General features: G+C 37.0%; 14 protein-coding genes and 1 riboswitch. Of the genes, 12 read left to right on the forward strand and 2 right to left on the reverse strand.

Annotated elements, in window-relative coordinates:
• The first annotated feature begins 333 nt into the window (after positions 1-333).
• The 6 genes from MY533_RS05225 to MY533_RS05250 all read left to right on the forward strand — a co-directional run bounded on the left by MY533_RS05225 (position 334) and on the right by MY533_RS05250 (position 5,364).
• Entirely contained in the window at positions 334-1,980 is a 1,647-nt protein-coding gene (locus MY533_RS05225) for a glycerol-3-phosphate dehydrogenase/oxidase (protein WP_248718262.1), read from the forward strand.
• Between the two features lie 3 nt (positions 1,981-1,983).
• On the forward strand, positions 1,984-2,898 hold the full coding sequence (locus MY533_RS05230) for an alpha/beta hydrolase (protein ID WP_248718263.1): 915 nt from the start codon (positions 1,984-1,986) through the stop codon (positions 2,896-2,898).
• On the forward strand, positions 2,885-3,787 hold the full coding sequence (miaA, locus tag MY533_RS05235) for a tRNA (adenosine(37)-N6)-dimethylallyltransferase MiaA (protein ID WP_248718264.1): 903 nt from the start codon (positions 2,885-2,887) through the stop codon (positions 3,785-3,787). The genes MY533_RS05230 and miaA overlap by 14 nt, the downstream gene beginning before the upstream one ends.
• Positions 3,788-3,878: 91 nt before the next feature.
• Entirely contained in the window at positions 3,879-4,109 is a 231-nt protein-coding gene (hfq, locus tag MY533_RS05240; protein WP_132357323.1) for an RNA chaperone Hfq, read from the forward strand.
• 99 nt (positions 4,110-4,208) lie between these two features.
• Positions 4,209-4,511: a rhodanese-like domain-containing protein gene (locus MY533_RS05245; protein WP_248718265.1), complete on the forward strand. Its 303-nt coding sequence runs from the start codon at positions 4,209-4,211 to the stop codon at positions 4,509-4,511.
• A gap of 358 nt (positions 4,512-4,869) precedes the next feature.
• Positions 4,870-5,364, forward strand: a complete 495-nt coding sequence (locus MY533_RS05250; RefSeq protein WP_248719150.1) for a toxic anion resistance protein — start codon at positions 4,870-4,872, stop codon at positions 5,362-5,364.
• Positions 5,365-6,208: 844 nt separating this feature from the next.
• Here the strand turns inward: MY533_RS05250 and MY533_RS05255 are convergent.
• On the reverse strand, positions 6,209-7,270 hold the full coding sequence (locus MY533_RS05255) for a hypothetical protein (RefSeq protein ID WP_248718266.1): 1,062 nt from the start codon (positions 7,268-7,270) through the stop codon (positions 6,209-6,211).
• A 72-nt stretch (positions 7,271-7,342) separates the two neighbouring features.
• Between MY533_RS05255 and MY533_RS05260 the strand changes: the two genes are divergently transcribed.
• Together MY533_RS05260 and MY533_RS22090 are read left to right on the forward strand one after the other, a co-directional pair.
• On the forward strand, positions 7,343-7,810 hold the full coding sequence (locus MY533_RS05260; protein WP_248718267.1) for an RHS repeat-associated core domain-containing protein: 468 nt from the start codon (positions 7,343-7,345) through the stop codon (positions 7,808-7,810).
• 67 nt (positions 7,811-7,877) lie between these two features.
• On the forward strand, positions 7,878-8,009 hold the full coding sequence (locus MY533_RS22090) for a hypothetical protein (protein ID WP_256469515.1): 132 nt from the start codon (positions 7,878-7,880) through the stop codon (positions 8,007-8,009).
• A 1,289-nt stretch (positions 8,010-9,298) separates the two neighbouring features.
• Here MY533_RS22090 and MY533_RS05265 read toward each other — a convergent pair.
• Positions 9,299-12,262, reverse strand: coding sequence for an ATP-binding protein (locus MY533_RS05265; protein WP_248718268.1), 2,964 nt, complete (start codon positions 12,260-12,262; stop codon positions 9,299-9,301).
• A 548-nt stretch (positions 12,263-12,810) separates the two neighbouring features.
• Here MY533_RS05265 and MY533_RS05270 point away from each other — a divergent pair.
• From MY533_RS05270 to cobT, 4 genes are all read left to right on the forward strand, one after another.
• A complete protein-coding gene (locus MY533_RS05270) occupies positions 12,811-13,941 on the forward strand; it encodes a response regulator (RefSeq protein ID WP_248718269.1) in 1,131 nt (376 codons plus the stop codon).
• A 729-nt stretch (positions 13,942-14,670) separates the two neighbouring features.
• Positions 14,671-20,238 (forward strand): DUF8202 domain-containing protein, encoded by a 5,568-nt coding sequence (locus MY533_RS05275; RefSeq protein ID WP_248718270.1) that lies wholly within the window; start codon positions 14,671-14,673, stop codon positions 20,236-20,238.
• A gap of 492 nt (positions 20,239-20,730) precedes the next feature.
• The gene (locus tag MY533_RS05280) at positions 20,731-21,603 is read left to right on the forward strand and encodes a DMT family transporter (RefSeq protein WP_248718271.1); all 873 of its coding nucleotides are present in this window, start codon (positions 20,731-20,733) and stop codon (positions 21,601-21,603) included.
• Between the two features lie 188 nt (positions 21,604-21,791).
• Positions 21,792-21,969: riboswitch (cobalamin riboswitch) on the forward strand.
• Positions 21,970-22,082: 113 nt separating this feature from the next.
• Positions 22,083-23,138: a nicotinate-nucleotide--dimethylbenzimidazole phosphoribosyltransferase gene (gene cobT, locus MY533_RS05285; protein ID WP_248718272.1), complete on the forward strand. Its 1,056-nt coding sequence runs from the start codon at positions 22,083-22,085 to the stop codon at positions 23,136-23,138.
• Positions 23,139-23,362 lie beyond the last annotated feature (224 nt).

The following is a 23,362-nucleotide window of genomic DNA, read 5'->3' on the forward strand; positions in this document are numbered from 1 at the left end:
TAGTGTTAACGTAGCGGCAGCACCAAAAGCGGCTCATCGGACGCCCCCAGGAAGCTTTGCTCTGTGCGAAAGCGTAGTGCTAACGTAGCGGCAGCAACAAATGTTTTCTGTAGCGAAAGCGAAGCGGCAGCTACAAATGTTTTGACTGTGCGAAAGCGTAGCGTCAGCAACAAAGCGCACAGTCGGAACGGAAATCGACCACACGTTATGGTGATGAGCTATACAAATGATATTAGAATTTCTATTTTTTAAAGTTATTGCTAGTTATACAGGCTAGCATACGCAGTAAAGGTTACACGTATTTTTAAATTATAGCTAATGGGGGAAAAAGTTATGTTTTCATTTGAACATCGTCCTAAAATTATGCAGTTATTAGAGCACTATAGCTTTGACGTTTTAGTCATTGGTGGCGGCATCACAGGTGCTGGCATTGCACTTGATGCAGCATCTAGAGGGCTATCAGTCGCTTTGATTGAGAAGCAAGATTTTTCTGCTGGCACATCAAGCCGCTCAACAAAGCTTATTCATGGTGGACTTCGTTATTTAAAGCAACTTGAAGTAGGTGTAGTAGCTGAGGTTGGGCGTGAGCGTGAAATTGTATATGACAATGCTGTTCACGTGACAACTCCTGAAAAGATGCTACTACCATTATATAAGAAGGGCTCACTTGGACCTTTTACAACATCAATGGCACTGAAGGTATATGATCGATTAGCAGGTGTGAAAAAACATGAACGTCGAACAATGTTAAACGCTCAGGAAACAGCAGCGCTAGAGCCATTACTCAATCGAGATGAGCTTATTGGTGGTGGCTACTACGTAGAATATCGGACAGATGATGCCCGTCTGACAATTGAAGTGCTGAAAAAAGCTGTTGAATATGGGGCACTTTGTCTAAATTATGCGGAGATGACCGAATTTTTATATGAGAAGAAAAAGCTTGTTGGGGCACAAGTGAAGGATCATATTACAGGGAAAACGATTGAAGTACATGCTGCGCAAATTGTCAATGCAACTGGGCCTTGGGTGGACGAGGTTCGCCACAAGGATAAAGTAACAGACAAAAAGCAATTACGTCTCACAAAAGGAGTTCATATTGTCCTTGATCAAAAGGATTTTCCATTACGACAAGCAGTCTATTTTGATATAGTGGATGGGCGTATGGCCTTTGCTATTCCACGTGATGGTAAAGCCTATGTAGGGACAACAGATACAGTTTACGAGGGAGACCCTGTACATCCCGTCGCTACCCAAGAGGATGTTGATTATTTAATTGCTGCTGCAAAAACGGTCTTTCCAACGGCAAATATTTCAAGAGATACGATTGAATCGTCATGGGCAGGTGTGCGTCCACTTATTTTTGAAAAAGGCAAGGATCCATCGGAAATTTCACGCAAAGATGAGATATGGACGGCTCCGAGTGGACTAATGACGATTGCGGGTGGCAAACTAACGGGCTACCGTCAAATGGCTGAGACAATCGTTGATAAAATTGTGAAAACACATAAATATAAGCATGCAAGCCCATGTGTAACACGTGAGTTATCACTTTCTGGTGCAAAAGGCATTAATGCCATTAATTTCACTGATTATTGTACTTATAAAGCGAAAGAGGGCGTTCAGTACGGTCTAAATTATGATGAAGCAAAACAGCTTGTACAAAAATATGGCACGAATGTTGATGCATTATATAATCAGGTGAAATATTTGCATGAACATGGAAGTACGATGCCCTTAGCCTTACATGCCATGCTACTTTATGGCATAGAAGCGGAAATGGTGTACACACCAAGTGATTTCTTTATCCGTCGAACAGGCTTATTATACTTCGATATTGATGCGGTAAAACGTTATAAACAGCAGGTCATTCAAGTTATGCAACAACATTATAACTATACAGAGTCACAAAGAAATACTTATGTCGCACAACTAGAGCAAGCTATTGTAGATGCAACAAATTTTGCAGAGGAGGGAATGTAGGCAATGCGTTATATTGAAATGTCAGATGGCCATTTTCTGTTTACTCGGACATTTAAGCCATCGAAGCCATGTATTGGTCATATTCATATTTTACATGGTATGGCGGAGCATAGTGGACGATATGTTAAATTTGCAAATAGCCTAAACGAAGCTGGTTATGCAGTGACAATGCATGATCATCGAGGGCATGGAGAAACAGCAGCCTATAATGGCACACTAGGTTTTTTTGCTGAAGAAAATGGGTTCGATCGCGTCGTAGAGGATGTACATGAAGTAGTAACAATATTGCATGAACAATTTACTGATGTACCTTTGATTTTATTTGGTCATAGTATGGGATCGTTCATTACTAGGAGATATATTCAATTGTACAGCGATCAAGTGGATAATGTCATTCTTTGTGGAACAGGAAATGTTACAACATTGCATACTATGGGAAATTTAGTAGCAAAAGTATTGGCTAAACAACTGGGTAAAGATACGGAGAGCAGGTTATTAAATAAGCTGAGCTTTGGTAGCTTTAATAAACAGTTCCCGAATTCGAAGACTACGTTTGACTGGTTATGCTCAGCGGAAGACGAGGTACAAAAATATATAGATGATCCGTATTGCGGCTTTATTCCAACAAACCAATTTTTTGTGGATTTAACAACAGGTTTTATGTCGTTAAACCGTAAAAAAGAGATAGCAAAAACAAAAAAAGACTTACCTATATTATTAATAAGTGGTAGTAAGGATCCAGTCGGAGAACAAGGCCAAGGTGTTTACGCTGTCGCACAACAATTGGCAGAAGCGGGCATACAGGATGTCACGGTTTACTTATTTGAGGAAAAGCGCCATGAAATCCTAAACGAGGACAATCAAGAGGCAGTCTATCAAGTTTTATTACGGTGGTTAGAAAAATATGATACAAAATAAACTACAGCAGGCAGAGGTCGTAGCAATCGTAGGGCCAACTGCTTCTGGGAAAACGGCACTAAGCATTGAGTTAGCAAAAAAATATAATGGCGAAATTATCAACGGTGACTCCATGCAAATCTATCGAGGATTAGATATTGGAACAGCGAAAATTACGGAGGAAGAGATGGAGGGTGTACCCCATCATTTACTAAGCTTCAAAGAGCCAACAGAGTCTTTTTCAGTAGCAGACTATCAAAAATTAGTGCGAGCTAAAATTGCAGAAATTCAAGCGTGCGGTAAGCTACCTATTATTGTAGGGGGCTCAGGTTTATATGTGCAGGCAGTACTCTATGATTTTCAATTTACAGAGGAGCAGGTAGATGAGGTGGCACGAAAAGCCTATTATGCAGAACTGGAGAAATTAGGTCCAGAGGCAATGCATGCTAAGCTTAAAAAACTTGATCCACAAACAGCAGAGACGATTCATCCAAATAATACTCGCCGTGTTATACGTGCATTAGAAATGATTGAGCTTAGTGGCGTGTCAAAGGCATCCGAAGCACAAAATCGTGGAGAAGTCCCACTTTACAATCATGTAATCATAGGGCTTGGACAAAATATGTCACGTGAGGTACTCTATGATCGTATTAACCGCCGTGTTGATATAATGATGGAAAAAGGACTTTTAGAAGAAGTAAAAGGCCTATGGCAGCAAAATATACGAGGTGTACAGTCAATCCAAGCAATCGGCTACAAGGAATTATATGATTACCTTGATGGAAGATGTTCTTTAGAAGAAGCCATTGACAGCTTGAAGCAAAATTCTCGCCGCTATGCGAAAAGACAGCTAACATACTTCCGCAACAAAATGGATGTATATTTTGTTAATAATGGTGAAAAACTTTAATTAATTTCTAAAAATTACTAATTGCTAAATTGGTAGAACATGCTACTATAGGAATGAAGAGGTAGAAAGAGAGCATAGGGAGGCATATTTGATGAAATCAATTAACTTGCAAGATACATTCTTAAACCATCTACGTAAAAACAATGTTTTTGTAACTGTGTTTTTGTTAAACGGATTTCAGTTAAAAGGAACTGTGAAATCCTATGATAATTTTACAGTTTTATTACTAGATGCTGAAAGCAAGCAACATCTTATTTACAAACACGCTATTTCTACATTTGTTCCAGCAAAGCAAATAGATTTTTTAGAAACAGAAGAATAGAAACATGAGAGTAAAACAGTTAGTGTTCATGACACTAGCTGTTTTTTTGCCCACAGGCTATAATGTAAGAGGAAATCGACATATTGGAGGACTACACAGATGAAAACTATGGATACAACAGAAATATTAGAACTATTAGATGCGAACGAAGATCTATACATTATTGATGTTCGTGAAGATGATGAAGTAGCACAAGGCATGATTCCCGGTGCGCAGCACATTGCTCTTGGGACAATCCCTGAGCGCTTAGATGAATTAGATGCTACGAAGCCATACATTATCGTTTGTAAGGCAGGTGGTCGTTCAGCAAATGCTTGTGTATACCTAGAAGCTCAAGGCTATGACGTAACAAACCTTGAAGGCGGCATGCTTGCTTATGATGGAGAGTTAGAATTTAAATAATGGTCGATTAAACCTCGAACGCATTATCAAGACCTAAATTGTAAAAATCATAAAATATAAAGGGTGATACATATTAGTCATATATAATATGTATCACCCTTTTACTTCTTGCTTAGTAATCGCACCTAAATAGGATATTTACAATATTGATGTTTATCTTGTGAAAATTTTATTTAAACGAGGCAGTTTAGTTAGGAAAAAATTACATATATAAAATAAGGCTATACATTGTTAAGATTTGATAGGCTACGTATTCTATGGAAAGAAATTAGAGTGGGAACGTTTTTACTAACCGTGCAGAATACTATTGAAAAATAATAAGAGTAAAGAAGAATTAGGACATAAGAGGGTGTTTTTTATTGAAAAGAAAATTTCAAAGACTTTAAAACGAATAGAAGAGGATATTAAAAATGATGATTTAGGGAAAGCAAGGGATAGATTACACGGGTTAATAGCAACTTTTCCGAATGAATTAGAACTCCGTAAAAAGTTGGGAGACATTTATTTCGAGTTAAAATATCCTGCAATGGCTGGTCGATATTGGTATTTAGAAAAGAATAAGACGCCAGAAATGGTACATGCGTGTATTAAATTTGAAAGCTCTATGGGAAATGACATTAATAATATAGCAAGAGCTTTAAAGTATAAAGGTGATATTGAACTTTTAAAAGGACTGGATTTAGACCCAGCACTTTTATCTATCAATAAAGTAAAAGAAAAATTAGTAGAAGAACCAGATGCTTCAATAGAGGGTGAACATAACTGGATTATTTTTGGTTGTCTTTCAATCATAATTTTAATATTTATTTTTGCATTGGTTGGTGTTTATACATTTCTTAAATGGATATTTTAAAATTTCAATAGAGGATAATGGAAAGAGATTTTTTACTAACGAGATGCAATAGCTGAAAAGTGGGGCTGTATTGTATAAGGTACGTAGAAATAGTGTTAGTTTAAGAAGTAAATATTTCTAATTGTATGGAGGAGTCACGTTGGTAAATGAAGTAATGACAAGTGCTAAAGAAAATGATTCAAAGGTCTGGAACATCCACTAGGATAGCCTCAGTTAGGGAAATAAATGACCTAAATGAAAATCTAGATATTAAACTTCCAAAATGGTTGGATAGAATTAATGACTACGGTAGAAGTTTGTGATAGTAAATTGGTAGTTCCTCTAGATAAAGAAGCTGAATTGCGAATAGAATTCTTGAATCCAGAAGTATTAGTAAAGAATGTTTATTATATGTTCCAGGATGCGCAGTACATAAAAACGGTTATATTTGTATCGGTTTAGAAATAGGTATTAGAAATCCATACGCAATAAATATACATGAAGGAAATAATCCTCCTGTCTATTTATTAGATCATGAAGACGGTGAAGAGACTGAAATGATAATTGACAATAAACTAACTGTTGTAAACAGATTATCCGACCTTTTCCTAGTTGCAACCATAAAAAAGTAAAATTGTTGAATAGCACTTTTAAGACTTGATTTAGATCATTGAGTTACATACAGTAGCTTTATTCTTTTTTGAATAGATAAAGCTCAAATAATTAGTGCTACCCAATATAGCAGTTTTACCGTTTTCCCTAGTTTTACGGTGCAAGAAATGAATATTTTATAGAGAACCCTGTAGCTCATCGGAGAATTTACGATAAGCTACAGGGTTCCTTTATTTAACGAGAAATTCTTAAATTACTCTGTAATCAGTATCGCCGCTGGGGTGTTAAGCGAGCCAGCTGTAGAAGTATAGACTGAATGTGTAACACTAGTTCCTTTAGGTATAGTAAATGTAGCAATCCGAACACCTTGGGTATTGGAAGCCAGTGTAGGAACACCGTAAGTTGGACCATTGTTCCAACGTACAGCGCCGCCGTATGAACCTCCACGACCTGTCAAATAGACCTTTAATGCCTTATCGGCTTGAGTTGGGTTTTTGAAAGTGATATTCGCCTTGTAAATAACACCATAATGCCCCTTATTAGTTGCTACAGCTTCGCTAGGCATATAGCTAGTGTCTTTAGTCATTAAGTTGTCATTAATGCCATTATTTATAGAGAAACTTTTATTGCCGTCTCCAACAGTATATAGAGCAGCAGCACCATCTGAAGTACCATAGCCGTCGATATTGGAAAAGTTCCAAGAACCACGCGGATGAGTCCCAACTGGTGACACAACTGCATTTTGATTACTACGAAGATCGGCAGTAGTACTTTTAGCAGCTACTGTTCTGACTTTATAAGACATTGGAGAACTAGACGATAACGTAAACTCAATAATTCCACCCACCAAATAACCATTTGGTACTTTCCATTCTTTAACTAATCCAACTTTCCCCGCTGCAATGGAATTATCAACTGGAGAACTAGGCGTTAATGTATTTCCGAGTAAAGCTTTTGCGGCACATTTCCCATGAGCTACAAAGTTGGTAATAGTCTCGACACAGTCTTTAACACCAGAGACTTGATAAGTACTGCCACTTGAACCATTACCAATGGTAACACCGAACTTGATAGTCGCACCTGTGTTATTTAGATGCCAAACAAACATTCGATAAGTTACACTCTGTAATCCAGATGCAGTATCAGCCCAAAGCGTTGCAAAACCATTAGTAAATGGAACAGAGCTACTAATAGTTTCTGGATTATCAGACAAGAAGAAACGTTGATTATTACTTGTTTTACCGTACAATTTTAAAGATGGTACCACATTTGGGATTGTCACAGCAGTTAAATCAGATTGAGAACATGAAGCCATTATTATTTCCTCCTAAAAGTTATTTGAGATGTGAGACTAGTGGATGTCGTTGATTAAGGTTATCCACGAACCTTGTTACCAACGATTTCTCGCACTCATATAAATAAAGTGATTAAGAGGGGGAATAAAACAACCTTCATTTTATTTTTTTTGCAATCGATTAGGGTACTTCAAAATGGTGCAACCGTTGCGACATACGATTATGATCCATGGGGTAACTTACTATCAGCTGAACCAACTGACAGTCGTATAAAAGGGCAACCAATTCGCTACGCAGGCTATGTCTACGATGCCGAAACAAAGCTATACTATTTACAAGCTCGTTACTACGATCCAGCAACAGCACGTTTCATTTTTTGTGACCCTGCAAGTGATGTTGCACAGTATATTAGGAAGGCAGTGGCTTTTTCTCAAAATTTAAGAGGGGCTAAAAAAAGTAAAGTTAGTGGAAAGGTGTCAGGTGTTATTCGTTATAAGAAAAACGGAAAATACATTGATTTAGCACCAGATGGTTCTGTATTTTCATTTGGAAAACAATAGGTAGGTGAGTTATGGATAATTGGAAAGATATAAAAATTAATGGGATAGCAAGGATCGTATCACCCAGATGGTTTACGGAAAATCGAAAACAGACGGTGCAACAACGTATAATTATTACTATGATGGCTCTAATTTAGTCCGTGTACAGATGCGAACAAAAAAACGGTTTGGGCGATTTCTTGGAACAACGGCAAAGTAGTAAATCTGACAAACGCAGCAGGGGAACTCCAAAAGGCTGACGGAAGCGACCTTACGCCTTAAGAAGCTGCTCAAAAGTTTGCAAATTCTGCTAAGAAAGGTTTTGTTAATAGTGGATCAGGTACTAATGGAATTAAATATTTAGAAGGACGTGGAGTAGACGGTTACAAGTACGAAATAAAAATTACAGGTAAATATGGTAATGCGAGAGCATATGGGAATTTGGATAAAAATTCAGGTCATATAATCTTCTCTCACTTTAAAAAAGATCATTAATAGGGAGGCGTCTGTTATTTTAGATATAGAACAATTTAGACGTTTAATAGAACAATGGAATATTGAGAAACAAACTATAGAACAATTTTGGATTGAATTTAATATTTATATGTCTGAACAGGAGGAGGAGTTTTATTCAATTTTTGGGGAATTTGTACAAACGGATGTGGACTATTATATTAAAAAAATCTCACTTGAATTGAGAAACTTCCCTGTGTTTGTTAATCAAGTGGTTTCATACTTAAGTATAGATTATAAGGGGGAGGATACAGGAGAATTCAGGTTATATTTTACTTTAGATGGGGAAATTTCGGACTTTGATTTAATTATGTATTAGTTTAATAAATTTCAGATAGAAAATTAACAAACTTCTGCCCTTGATATTATGATATTTATCAAGGGCATCTTTTTTTTAGTAATTAAAGATAGGCGTACTAATGGGGAATTGCCTAAAAAACCACATATAAAAAATACGATGTGAATCCTTTAGCGAAAAAGATGGATAGAGGGAAAGGACTACTTATAATTGGTGAAAATGGTACAGTACACCACGCATATATTCCTTAGAATTAAGTAAAAGGTGGAATTCAGATGACTGAAATAATCGAAAATTTAAGTAAGAATAGTAAACCCTATATTTATCAGATTGGCGATTTAGATATTTTAATAAAGTATACGCACTACTCAATCATGCATCTGATATGCAAGAAAATAATTTTTATCCAATGATTGATGGGGAAAATTGTTCGAGTGTTGAAAGTTTATTTAAAGAATTTGCTATAAATTTTAAATTCCCGGATTATAAAATCGCTTTTATCAGGGGCGTTTGGTATGCCTCCCTTTAATGTTCAATTTTTCTTTCGGTTAAAAAAACTTCTTTTATGTACACCATAAACAAACTAAGAAAGACTAGGCTTCCTTGTGAGCCTAGTCTTTTTTGATGTATAAAGCGGATAGGATTACGAAAGTGACAGATAAAGTCCTCGAACTGACGGAAGATCGACATATACCTCATTATTTTTTGGGAATGGAGAATGAGATGGTTGTGCCTTGACCAATGACACTGTCTACAACTAATTCCACGCCAAATAATTGCTTCAGGCGTTGTTCCGTATTTATGAGCCCTACGCTCGTTTTCTTGTGAGAAGTCTTTGGCTCAAATCCAACACCATTATCTGAAATGCCTATTGTAAAATGGTCTTTTACCTCTTGAATAGAAATGGTCACAGTACCACCCTCCCGTAGCGGTAAAATGCCATGCTGAATAGCATTTTCGACAAGGGTTTGTATGGAAAGCGGAGGAACAAAGAGCTCCATTTCATTTGGCAAATCCCAAACTACATGTACCCTGTCACCAAAGCGTATTTGTTCAATGGCAAGATAGGCACGAACGAGCTTTAATTCATAATCAATTGGCACGACTAAATCGACATTTTGGAAATCGAAGCTTGTTTGTAGATAGTCACTAAAGGCAAGTAGTAATTCTTCCATTTTCTCTTCGTCTATACCATGTAAAGAAATAATAGAGTTAATCGTATTGAAGAAAAAGTGTGGCTGAATTTGTGCCTGAAGCCATGCAGCCTCAATGCGCAGACGTTCCTCGCTAGATTGCTTAACTTGAATAAGCGCTTGAACACGTGATTTAAGCTCCATATATTCCATTGGTTTTTTTACATAATCATTGGCACCACTTAAAAATGCTAGTCGAATATCTTCACTTTGTTGTCGAGCTGTTAAGAACAATAAAGGTAGCTCTGAGATAGAGAATTTTTCACGAATATGCTTGGCCAAGTCATAGCCAGACATATGCGGCATCATAATATCAGAAATAACTAAATCATAGTTATTGTTTTGAAGCATATCGAGAGCCTCTGCCCCACTTAAAGCTGTTTCTATTTCAAAGGAATCCGTTGAAAATGCATTGACAAGTACTTGTAAGTTTACAGCGTCATCGTCAACAATGAGAATTCTTGCATGGCTAGTTACTAAAGAGTTTGTTTCTGTAGTAGCAGCAATATTGTATTCTTTCGAAAAATCATTTAATAATGAATATTTGATGGATGCAGGATCCTTCTCAACATTTAATTCACTGTCTTCCACATTCTGCGACTTCGCTATTGGTAATGAGAAAGTAAAGGTTGAGCCCCTACCAACAGTAGACGATACCGACATTGTTCCACCATGTAAGGAAACAAGCTCTTGGCAAATGGTTAAGCCTAATCCAAGTCCGCCACCAATGGAAGTCATTGTCGAATCCACTTGTTCATATGGCTCAAATACGCTTTCTTGCATATTTTTATCAATACCAATCCCCGTATCTGTAACGGAGATATATAGTTGTTTCCCAACTACTTGGGCATCAATCGTAATGGCACCTTGTTCAGTGAATTTAATGGCGTTATGAATTAAGTTCGCAAAAATTTGAATTAGCCGTGTCTCGTCGGCAAAAACAAATGGCGAATTACTGGGTATACGTACGATAAGTTCAATTGGCTTTCCTTTCAGCATAAAACGAAACATATTGCTAACCCCACTTGCGAGTTTATAAGCATTCAAAGGTTTTAGTTGTAGTTGAAGAGTTTTTTCTTTTAATTTTACTAAATCCAATAAATCATCTAACAAGTGGGTCATATGGTTTCCGATTCTTACCATTAGTTTTAAATCATTTTGATCGTCTTTATCTACCTGCTTAGCTAACATCGTTTGGGCAATACTCATCATGCCATGCAAAGGGTTGCGCAGTTCGTGAGAGGTATTTGCCAGAAAATAATCTTTAGTAGTTATTTCTTTTTTTAATTTCGCAGAAAGCTTTTCTGTTTGTAAGGTTGTTTGAAAATAACTTGTAAACCAAAATCCAGATAATGCAGTTATTCCAATTAATATATCAAAAGGATAATGACTATAAGGTAACGCTGTGTTTTGTCTTAAAGGTAAAAATAATGAATTGGTTGCCATTGCTGTTCCTGTTAATAATAAAAATATGACGCCTTTTTGACCTTTTAAAGCTATAATCAATGTGAAAATAGTTATAATAATAGGAGAGACGATAAAAAGTACTATAAATATCATTTTGGTTTTAAAAATATATTCAATGGGAGCTACTACAATAAATAATAAATAGAAAGCACATACCGTTGGGACAATAGTTAATATTTTAGGCTTAGAGTATTCCTTCATCAATTCACGTAGTAATAAAACAAAAAATAACGCATTATGTATATAAGAGAAATAGGTTAGTTTGTTTGCCCAAATCCAATTTATTGGTAAATAACTAAATAATATTCTATTGCTTGAAGTGAGTACCGTTAAACAAGCTGAAATAGTAATCATGGCAAAATAAAATAAAGTTTTATTTCGAATGCCCATACCCCAAAGTAAAATTGCAAATAGTACGTAAATTAGAAAGACTAGGCAAACGGCCATTTGAGTTTCAATGGAAAAAGACTTCGATTGTTCCATTGAGTGTAGATCGCCAAGAATAATTTCTCGTTGAAAACCACCTTGTACATAAGGATTTGTTTGAACACCTTGTATGATAATTTCGCTTTCAATAGTATTAAGCGTAAAATAATAAGTTATAGGTCTGCCAATCGGAGCAGTTTGAGTATGACTCGTTGTAAGATTTCCTAGTCCTCCAATGAATTGACCGTTTATATAAAGCTCATAGGGTGCTAAACCTTCTGGGATCGTAATGCCATACATCTGTGGTGAAGAATGGTCTTTTAAAATTTTTAAACGATATGAACCATAATGAACTTTCTCATTATTTTTAAAATATTGATCCCAAGATTCTGGTTGATTCGTATAAACCTTATTTTGTTCAACTGATTGGGCATTTTCTGAAGCGAGGAGGACGTTAGGATAGAATTCCCATTCCCTCTGTAGCTTAACTATGAAATTATGGCTTGTATCAATACTTCTTAAATCAACCGTTCCTTGTTTAGCATCAACTCCTGTTGCAATGTTAGTAAAATTCATCCAAGTAAAATGTAAAAAAGTTAGAAAACAAAAGAATAACCCAGAAACTATAAAAATAGTATTTCTTTTGGAAAATATTTTATTTTTCATCATAAATAATAGTTTACGATAAAAAAGTTTATTTTTCCTTCAAAAGTAAGGTTTTTTTTAATTCTTTTAAAAATAAAAGATGTTGAGATAAAGCTGGATTTTTGCTGTTTCATTCATAGAACTAAATCTTAAGATCAGAATAAGTGAAGTTGTATAGAACCATCTGATAATCTAAGGAATGTTGTGAATCTGGTAATGAGAACTTAAATGTGGGCTCTTAAGAAAGATGAAATCTGCAATGTAACTAAACTTAAGCCTAGTTCAAGATTACCATTAATTAATAATCTGAATCCGAGTAGTATCTGCTAAGAAAGGTGGTAAATCTTTCAGTATGTTAATAAGCTCTATTGGCTTTCCTTTGATCATAAAAAGGAAATATACGTTATTATTTTAGCGAGGTTATGTACCTTTTTTAGATGAAGTGTAATAAGATGATTAGCATTAAAGGAGAATATGTAATGAAAATTGTGATAGTAGATGATGAACATCTACCATTAAAAAGACTAAAAAACTTACTTGAAAAAAGTAATGTCCCGGAAATCGACATAGTTGGAGAATATACAAATTCTCTAGAAGCGATTGCTCAAATACAAACTCTTCAACCTGATGTTGTATTTTTAGATATTGTAATGCCTGATATGGACGGACTAGAACTTAGTGAAAAAATTCAAGAACTGTTACCAAACGTGGAAATTGTTTTTACTACAGGCTTTGATAAATATGCGATAGATGCTTTTAATTTGCATGCTATTGATTATCTACTAAAGCCTGTGCAAAAGATACGTTTACACAAAACATTGGAACGACTTCAACGGATTATCGAAAAGAATCAGCCAAACACAACTGAGCAAAAAATGATTCAGCTATTGGGGGGGCTGAAGATAGTAATGGCTAATGGTGATGCACACTTAATGAAGTGGCGTACATCAAAAGCAAAAGAATTGTTTGCTTATATGCTTACTCATCGTAATGAAATAATTCATCGAGACCTTATTTTAGAGCTATTTTGGCCAGAAATTGATATGGAAAAGGCCACTAAACAGCTTTATACAGTTATTTATACCATCCGTCAAACTTTGGGGAATTATGGGTTAGATGGAGTGAAAATCGCTAGTCCATTATTGAATTCAGGCTATAAATTATTGATAGAAAATGTTGTAATCGATGTAGAGCAATGGCTAACACAATTAAAATCTTTACCACCACTCGAACAGGGTACAACAAAGGTGCATGAGCAAGTATTTCAAAGTTATACAGGGGATTATTTAGGGGATAGCGATTATTTATGGTCAGAAAGCGAAAAAGAACGACTAAGACGTTTATGGGTATCCCATGCGCAACAATTAAGTGAATATTATATTAAAAATGAGAACTACCTTGCTGCTTTGAAGGTTCAAGAAAAAGTGCAGTTATTTTCCCCTGATGAGGAAGATAGCTATTTTACGTTGATGAGGCTCTATCATTTACTGAACAATGCAGCTGCTGTTGAGGAGCAATATTGGCTATTAAAGAACATGCTAAAGGATGTAGCAATGGAGCCAAGTGAGGAAGTTGAAAAATGGTATCGAGGCTTTGGAAAAATGAAATGAGTGCAATTTCGCAGGTAGAAGTTTTAGGTTGATACGTTATTTAATATAAGTATGAAAAAGGTTGGTCAAAACTGTCAAAAATTTAAAAAGCGTAAGGCTTCTTCTCTTCATAACTTACCCCTCCTTAAAACCCCATAATAAAAAGATATTTGGTATTGGTAAATATTTACTTGTTTAATTATAAATATAAGAAGACTTGTAAAGTTAATAAAAATTTTATGAGAAAAAAGGTGATGTGAATAACGACATTGCCTTTTTTTGTTGTAGAAGCTTGTATAACCAATGTCTAAAGAGCACATTGTGACTTGTAAAGGTTTTGTATAGGTCGATATTTTATAGTTAAAAGTCAAGGAATCTGTCGAAAAACTCCAGATATCTTGGAATAGATATAGTTCATACAAGGAGGTTGAGAAGTTCTATTCATAAAAAACTATGACACTTTTTTCAAGGATTGGAGGTACAAACTTACAAACTAAAAAGCAACCAATATGGTAGAAACGATTGCTTAACAGATTTCTTGCCACAGCATTAGTCAAGAGTAGCGTTCCTTGTGGTACTCCACAAAAAGCAAAAGCAGCTCCTACTGTTAGTTAAGTAGGGTCACATTGGGTATATATGATGGACTTTGATTTTGTATCTTATAGAGATATTGAAAGTTCAAAAGTGATAGCGGTGCAAGAAGCAGAAATAAATTGAAAACAACTAGAAGTTTTTGATGGAGGTTTAAAAGTGCAAACGAAACAGAAGAAATGGTGGCAACGTTCTTTAGCATTGATGCTCTCGCTCATACTAATCGTCAGCAGTTTTACGATGATAGGAGTTCCTGAGAAGGTGCAGGCGGCGGAGCTTCCTAAGGAAGTTTATGTAGCTAACAATGGTGATGATGCAAATGGTGATGGGACTTCAGCGAATCCGTATGCGACATTGAACAAAGCTTATTCAGCTATTCCTATCAATGGTGAGGGAACTATTTATATCAAGGATGATATTGAGATAGGTAATGACAATACAAAATATACTACATTTAATGCAAACAAAACAGTTACACTAACTTCAGAAAGCTCGACTCCTGCTGTAATTCAGCGTACTGGTAACCACAGCACTCCCTCATTAGATGTAATCGTAAATGTTAAGGGTGGTACACTTATTTTAAAAAATATTATTTTTGACGGTGGTGCCCAAAGATCTCCCGCCCCTGCGCCCCGAGGAAGATTATTAAATGTTGAGGGAATTAATGCAAAATTGATTATTGATGACGGAACGATTATACGTAACAATATCACTGGAAATGCCATATATATGTTTCCTGGAACTATAAAAATGATTGGCGGAAAGATTGAAAAAAATGGTAATTCCACAAATGATAGCAGTGCAATCATTTTAAGTAATGCTGCGTCAACATTCGAGATGACTGGAGGCGAAATCACCAGCAATATTGGTGGTGGAGTTGATGTGAACGCTGGTAAAATTTCTATTTCGGGCGATGCAGTCATCACGGGGAATACAAAAGGGGAAGCTGAGCAAAATGTTTATTTGAAAGCCCCTTCACTTCTTACTTTAGACGGTAACTTTACTGGAAAAGCTGGAATTACCGCTCAAGATCGTATGATTGTGGGAAGTCAGTTTGGACAAGCAACAGAAGCCGGTTTGAAAGGGCTTGGGAATCTACATGCCGATAACAATCCAGATCTTTTTGCTGCCTATGATGGAGCGAATAGTTTGATATGGGGGGCATTGGCTTTAACCTCGCCAACAGGCACAGTGACAACAGGTAAACCAACATTTACAGGTACAGCCGCACCAGGCTCGGAAGTTACTGTAAAAGTAGGAGATATCACCTTAACAGTAACAGCAGATGCAGATGGAAACTGGAGTGTAACACCAGACACATATATACCAGATGGAGTGTATCCAGTAGAGGTAACCGCATCAAAAGGTGATATAAAATTCGGACCAGTAACAAAAGAAATTACAGTAGTTACACCAGGTCCAGCTGGTGTAAATGGTGCAGCTCTATGGTTAAGTGCAGATAAAGGAATAACTGCTTCCAGTGGTTTCGTCAAGACATGGGAAGATCGTAGTACAAATAATAATAGTTTCGTACAAGGGAATGTTAGTAAACAACCTGTTTTAAATGATGACAGCAACCGATTAAACTTTAACAAAGCAGTGCAATTCGATGGTAAGAATGGTACTTTGGTAGATTCGGATGGTATTCTTGATAAAAAGACTTACCATGACTTTAATGTATTTGTTGTGGCGAAAAATAAAACAAACTTAGCTAACAGTCTTTTTTGGCAATCAGTACCAGGTAGTGGCGCTAGTAACAGAATACAAGCTCATATACCTTACGGGGATTCAGGAACAATGTGGGATGTGAATGGTGGCGGTACTCGTGTTATTGCTAAAGCTAAAATAGATGCTACACCTTATATTTGGAATCTGAACTACAGTAATAATCTAAGTTTAGCTACTGAGGATAAAGGCGTACAGTCCATCTATCGGGATGGACAGAGTCTAATAACTGCACCTAATCGAACTACTCAAATTACAGGTAATAAAGATCCGATGACAATTGGTGCAGAAAATCAAAATGGAGCTGAGAAAAATTATTTTAACGGGCAAATAGGCGAATTTATCGTTTATACATCCCCTTTAACAGCTCTAGATAAACAAAAAATTAACTCTTATCTAGCAATTAAATATGGAATATCGTTGATTGGTACGAGTTACTTATTCTCAGACGGTACAACAATCTGGGATAAAACAGTAAATTCGGGTTATAGCGATAACATTGCTGGTATTGCTCGTGAAAATGCGCAAGACCTGCATCAAAAACAAAGTCTTGCAACAAATGATACATTAGGACTGATTATTGGTATTGGACCGTCATTGTTCGAGAAAAACGAAGCGATTGCTGATAATCTTTTAATTGATCACCAAGCATTAGTTTGGGGCGATAACGGCTCCGAATTGAAATTTACGAAGCAGATTGGCAATACAGGAAAAAATCATGCTGAACGTATTTGGAAAGTGCAAAATACGGGTAGTATTGGTGAAGTAAATATTGCGATACCAAAAGCTTCTGTGCCAACTGGTACAACATTATTAGTAGGAGCAAGTGAGGCAGATTTCACTACTGCTACAGCTTACCCAATGACTACGGAAGTGACAGTTGCTGGTACAGAATACTATGTAACAAAAGCAACATTAGCAAACGGACAGTATTTCACATTCGCTGCACCTGCTCCAAAACTTGAAAATGCGGCACTTGAGCAAGCACAAGCAGGTGGCAATCAAATTACCCTGACGTTTGACAAAGACATCGTATTGACTGATGGAGCTGGCTTTACGATTACAGTTGGTGATCATAATATTACAAATGCAACTTTTAAAGTTGATCCAACTGATGCGAAGAAAGTCATTATTACATTGCCAGATGGGACAGACGTAACAGGCAAAGAAGTAACAGTCAAATATGATGCTACTCAAGGTAACTTAAAAGGAACAAGTGGTGTGCCTGTAAATGACTTTACAGTAGATGCAACAGCACAAAATCCAGTCGTTAATAAAACAGCACTTGAAAAAGAAATAGCAAAAGCTGAAGCTTTAAAAGAAGCAGACTATACAGCAGAAACATGGGCAGTTTACAAAGAAGAATTAGCAAAAGCTCAAGCTGTATTAGGAAAAGGTGATGCGACACAAGCCGAAGTAGATGCAGCAGAAGCAGCATTAGCAAAAGCGCGCGAAGCGTTACAAGAAAAACCAAGTGTTAATAAAACAGCACTTGAAAAAGAAATAGCAAAAGCTGATGCTTTAAAAGAAGCAGACTATACAGCAGAAACATGGGCAGTTTACAAAGAAGAAATAGCAAAAGCTCAAGCTGTATTAGGAAAAGGCGATGCGACACAAGCCGAAGTAGATGCAGCAGAAGCAGCATTAGCAAAAGCGCGCGAAGCGTTACAAGAAAAACCAGGTGTTGTTAATAAAACAGCACTTAAAGAAGAAATAGCAAAAGCTGAAGCTTTAAAAGAAGCAGACTATACAGCAGAAACATGGGCAGCTTACAAAGAAGAAATAGCAAAAGCTCAAGCTGTATTAGGAAAAGGCGATGCGACACAAGCCGAAGTAGATGCAGCAGAAGCAGCATTAGCAAAAGCACGCGAAGCGTTACAAGAAAAACCAGATGCTGTTAATAAAACAGCACTTAAAGAAGAAATAGCAAAAGCTGATGCTTTAAAAGAAGCAGACTATACAGCAGAAACATGGGCAGCTTACAAAGAAGAATTAGCAAAAGCTCAAGCTGTATTAGGAAAAGGTGATGCGACACAAGCCGAAGTAGATGCAGCAGAAGCAGCATTAGCAAAAGCACGCGAAGCATTACAAGAAAAACCAGCTGTTGTTAATAAAGCGCTACTTCAAGCTAAAGTAGATGAAGCAAAAGGTTTAGTCGCATCAAAGTACACGCCAGAAACATGGGCAAACTACCAAAATCAATTAAAAGCAGCCCAAAAAGTATTAGACAATGCCAATGCAACACAAGCAGAAGTGGATCAAGCGTTAGCTGACTTAACGGCAGCCAAAAATGCTTTAAGACCTGCTCTCACAACACCAGGTCTAGGCTCATTAGTACCATCACAAGGTGTATTAAGTCCAAGCTTCTCATCAGAAGTGACAAATTATACAATGAACGTCGATTATGCAACATCACAATTATCGTTCTTAGCAACACCAATTAACCAAGGTGCTTCAGTGACGACAACTGTTAATGGGCAGCCAGGTACTCTTGAACAAATTCCACTACAGGTAGGGGAAAATGTAATTGTCATCACAGTGACAGAATCAAATGGTAATGTGAGACACTATACAATTAAAGTATATCGTGAAGCATACACAGGCGGTGGAGGTGGTACATGGACGCCGAATCCAACACCACCAACAACGACTGAACCGGGCACAACAACAACGAAAATAAAAGTGGCATTAGAAATTGATGGCAACAACCCACTGGAAAAAACAACGGTGGAAATTGAACGTACAAAACATGCCAGCGGTGAAATCACAGACTTCGTGGCATTAACAGAAGCGAATGCCCAAGAAGCTGTAGAAAAAGCACAACAAATTGGCAATAACATCGCACGTATCGTCATTCCAGATGTTAAAGATGAAGTGGATAAAGTAACAGTAGAAATTCCAAAGCACTCTCTAAAATTACTACGGGAAAACGGATTATCGTTAGAAATTGCCACAGAGAATGGATTGATTGCGATTCCACTAAGCTCGATGAACGGTGTGGATGACAACTTCTACTTTCGCTTAGTACCTGTGAAGAAGGAAAGTGAGCGCAAGGCAATTGAAGAACGCGCTAGAGTGGAAAAAGTTGTCCGTGAAACACTACAAAGCAAAAATGTACGTGTAGTAGCTCGTCCAATGACGATTGAAACGAATATGCCTAGTCGTTCGGTACAAGTGACACTACCACTAAAAGGCTTGAAAGTGCCAACAGCCTCAGCAGAACGACAAGCATTTTTAGAGCGTCTTGCGGTGTTTATTGAACATTCGGATGGCGAGAAAAAAGTTGTATTCCCTGTAATGGTGACAATGCCTAATGGAGAACTTGGTTTACGCTTCACAGTGGACAAGTTTAGCACATTTACAGTTATTCAATTCGAGAAATCAACAGTAAGTAAGCATGAGGCTTATATTAAAGGCTTCCCGAATGGTACGTTTGGTCCTGAGAAAAACGTGACTCGAGCGCAAGTAGCAACGATGATTGCACGTATCTTAGGCTACACAGATGACCAAACAGTAGATTATGCACCATTCAAAGATATTCCAAGTAATCATTATGCAGCAGGAGCTATTGCATTTGTGAAAGAGCGAGGCATTATGAACGGGGATATGAATGGTAATTTCCGTGCAAGCGAGAACATTACACGTGCACAAATGGCAACAGTGGTTGCGAACTATAAGCACCTACAAATAGAAGAAGATGTAGAGTTAACATTCAACGATACAAAAGGTCATTGGGCACAATGGATTATTGAAGCAAACCGTACCGCCGGCATTATTAACGGTCGTCAAGATGGAAGCTTCGCACCAGACGAGCACCTAACACGTGCGCAAGCGGTTGTCATGATGAACCGTATGTTTGAACGTGGTCCATTACATGGTGTCACAAAACCAAGCTTCTTAGATACTCAAGCAACACATTGGGCATTTAATGAAATTGAAGAAGCCGCAAATGCTCACGCTTATATTATTAATGAAGATGGGGAAGAACACCTTTCAAAATAATGAACAATAAATACAAACACCTCTTTAATGGAGTGTTGTAATTATTGTGAGAATCAAAAGGTACAACTATGAAAAATGACTAGACATCCTTTGTCTAGTCATTTTTCCGTTTAGCCACTTTTTTAGAAACTGTAAATACAGATGTATTACTTGTTTGGGTGTAGGTACTTGTGATTGCTGTTCTCGTAATGTTTCAATCCTGGCATGGAAGTCCTTATAATACCCTCTTATTAGTTTAGTCTATTTAATGTAGACGAGGGTTTTTCTTATACATTCGAGTTGATATAAAATTGAAGGAGTTCGTTATTGTTTGGTAAAATGTGTTATGATTGCAATATGCAAGGAGGGATTCATATGTATCGAACAATAGCACCTCCAACAATGCCTTTACAGTAGAATCTGCTGTTTAGGCATTCAATAAAAGCTTGCTAATTCTCAATAGATTCTACTGTATATCGAACACTATATACATGTAGAAAGTAGGAATTAGAAATGAGCGGAAAACTATCTTTTATATTATCAATGATTATTTTTGGAGCTGTCGGTGTTTTTGCAAAATATATTAAGTTGCCTTCAAGTGAAATTGCCTTTTGGATGAGTCTCATTGGCTCTGTTTTTTTACTATTGGTGTTCCTTTCTAAAAAAGAAAGATTTACGAAAACAACTATTTTGCAAAATAAATGGCCGTTGGTACTTTCGAGCTTTGCCTTATGTGGTAATTGGATTTTCCTTTTCCAGGCGTACAAGGAAACAACCATCGCCAATGCAGCTCTAAGCTACTATTTTGCTCCAGTACTAGTGATTTGTTTGTCACCTATCATTTTAAAAGAAAAAATAATATTGAAAAAAATTTTTTATGTTTGTGTTGCATTAGTAGGACTGTATTTTATCGTTCAAAGCCAAACTACCGAAACAAACGAACATTATATTGGTATTGTCTACGGCCTTATTGCAGCTTGCTTCTATGCAGTAGTAACATTCACCAATAAGTATATTCGTGGATTAAAAGAGCCTGATAATACGATTATTCAACTTGCTTTAGCAGCGTTATTCCTTGCTCTTTACCTTTTTGGGACTAATGGGTTCCAAGTAATGCAAATCGATATAAAATCAATTAGTTTACTGATCGCATTGGGCATTGTCCATGCTGGAATCGGCTTCTATCTGTTCTTTTTTGGAATGCGTCATCTAAAAGGGCAAAGTATAGCTATATTAAGCTATATTGATCCACTAACATCATTAGTGATTTCGACGATGATTATAGGAGAAAAAATGGCAACCCTTCAAATAATCGGCGCTATTCTTTTGCTCAGCGCAACATTTCTGAGTGAATTGGATAAAACAAAGACGATATCACAACAATAGATGGACAGGAAGCTTCCTAATGCCTTTTTGGCAGTAGGGAGCTTTTTCGGATACGGAGCATAAAGAGTTGAAAATAGCCATATCAAATTGAAAGGTGTAGAGCCTGATGTGACTAAGAAAAGTTTGCAAGAAATATGCAATTCCACTAATATATTGACACAAAAACTACTTTGACGTAGATTTAAAGTAATTGCATAAAAGCATTAGGTGCCCATTGCGGGAGAATAGGGAATAAAGTGAAAAGCTTTAGCGGTCCCACCACTGTAAAAGGGAGTTTCATAGAGAATGCCACTAGCATCGTTCTGGGAAGGTTCTATGAAATGTTGAAATTGAGCCAGGAGACCTGCCTATCTGCTTCGGTTATATAGATGATGGAAAAGTCTGTAGTTTATTTGTTATGGAATAAACTACAGGCTTTTTATTTTTTCTCTAAATCATTCTTCAAGTTACAAGGGCAAAAAAGAAAGGGGAAATTTTCAATGCAATTATTACAACAGACGATTCATAACATTCAAAGTGCTGACTACAAAATGATGGAGAAGGCACGGGAACGCATAGATGCACTTTGCAAGCCACCTAGAAGCTTGGGGAAACTGGAGGCCCTTGCTGTGCAACTATCCGGAATTACAGGCGAACTATTTCCTGCGATTGCTAATAAAGCAATTATTGTCTGTGCAGCAGATCATGGAGTTTGTGATGAAGGGGTTACATCTAATCCACAAAATGTGACAGTCTTTCAAACATTAAATTTTCCTAGAGGAGGAACTGGTGTCTGTGCTATCGCAAAAATCACAGATGCAAAAATTGTTACAGTTGACATTGGCGTAAAAGAAGATATTCCTCTTGATGCTGGTGTTATTGTAAAAAAAATTAAATATGGCACAGACAATATGGCAAAGGGCCCTGCTATGTCAAGGGAAGAAGCCATTCAATCTATTGAAGTAGGAATTGAAGTAGCTACGGAAGAAATAAAAAATGGGATAAATGTACTCGGGACAGGTGAAATGGGTATTGGTAATACAACACCGAGTGCTGCCATATTATCGGTTCTTCGTGAATGTCATCCGAATGAAGTGACAGGCTTCGGTGCAGGTGTTGGACCAGGGGGAATAGCGCATAAAGTACAAGTCATTTATGATGCTATTGCATTAAATAAACCAAATCGCGATGATGCTATAGATATTCTTGCAAAAGTTGGTGGATTAGAAATAGGCGCTATGGCTGGGGTGATACTTGCTGCCGCTGCATATCGTAAACCTGTTGTTATTGATGGTTTTATTTCTACCATCGCTGCCCTTATCGCTTACGAACTTGAACCTAACGTAAAAGACTATATCATTCCTTCGCATGCCTCTGAAGAACCAGGTGCAAAAATTGCCGCTGAAATGCTCGGAGTTGAACCGATGTTACAGATGAATATGCGATTGGGGGAGGGCTCTGGTGCAGCTTTAGCCTTTCCTATTTTGGACGCAGCATGCTCTATGATGAAAAATATGGCTACTTTAGAAGAAGCAATGTTGCTGTTGAAAAAGTAACTTTATTTGCAGATCACGGTGTGTGATAAACGAAGTCATGGATAGAACCGTCAAAATCGTGGATAGAACAGCCGAAGTCGTGGATAGAACCATCAAAATCGTGGATAGAACAGCCGAAGTCGTTGAATAGAACGGTCAAAGTGATGGATAGAACCGCTAAGAAAAATGAATTTAAAAATTCAAGCCCAAATTCTCAGATTTGGGCTTTTATTATGCAACAGTTT

This window comes from Lysinibacillus sp. Ag94, assembly GCF_023242215.1.
Classification (GTDB): Bacteria; Bacillota; Bacilli; order Bacillales_A; family Planococcaceae; genus Lysinibacillus.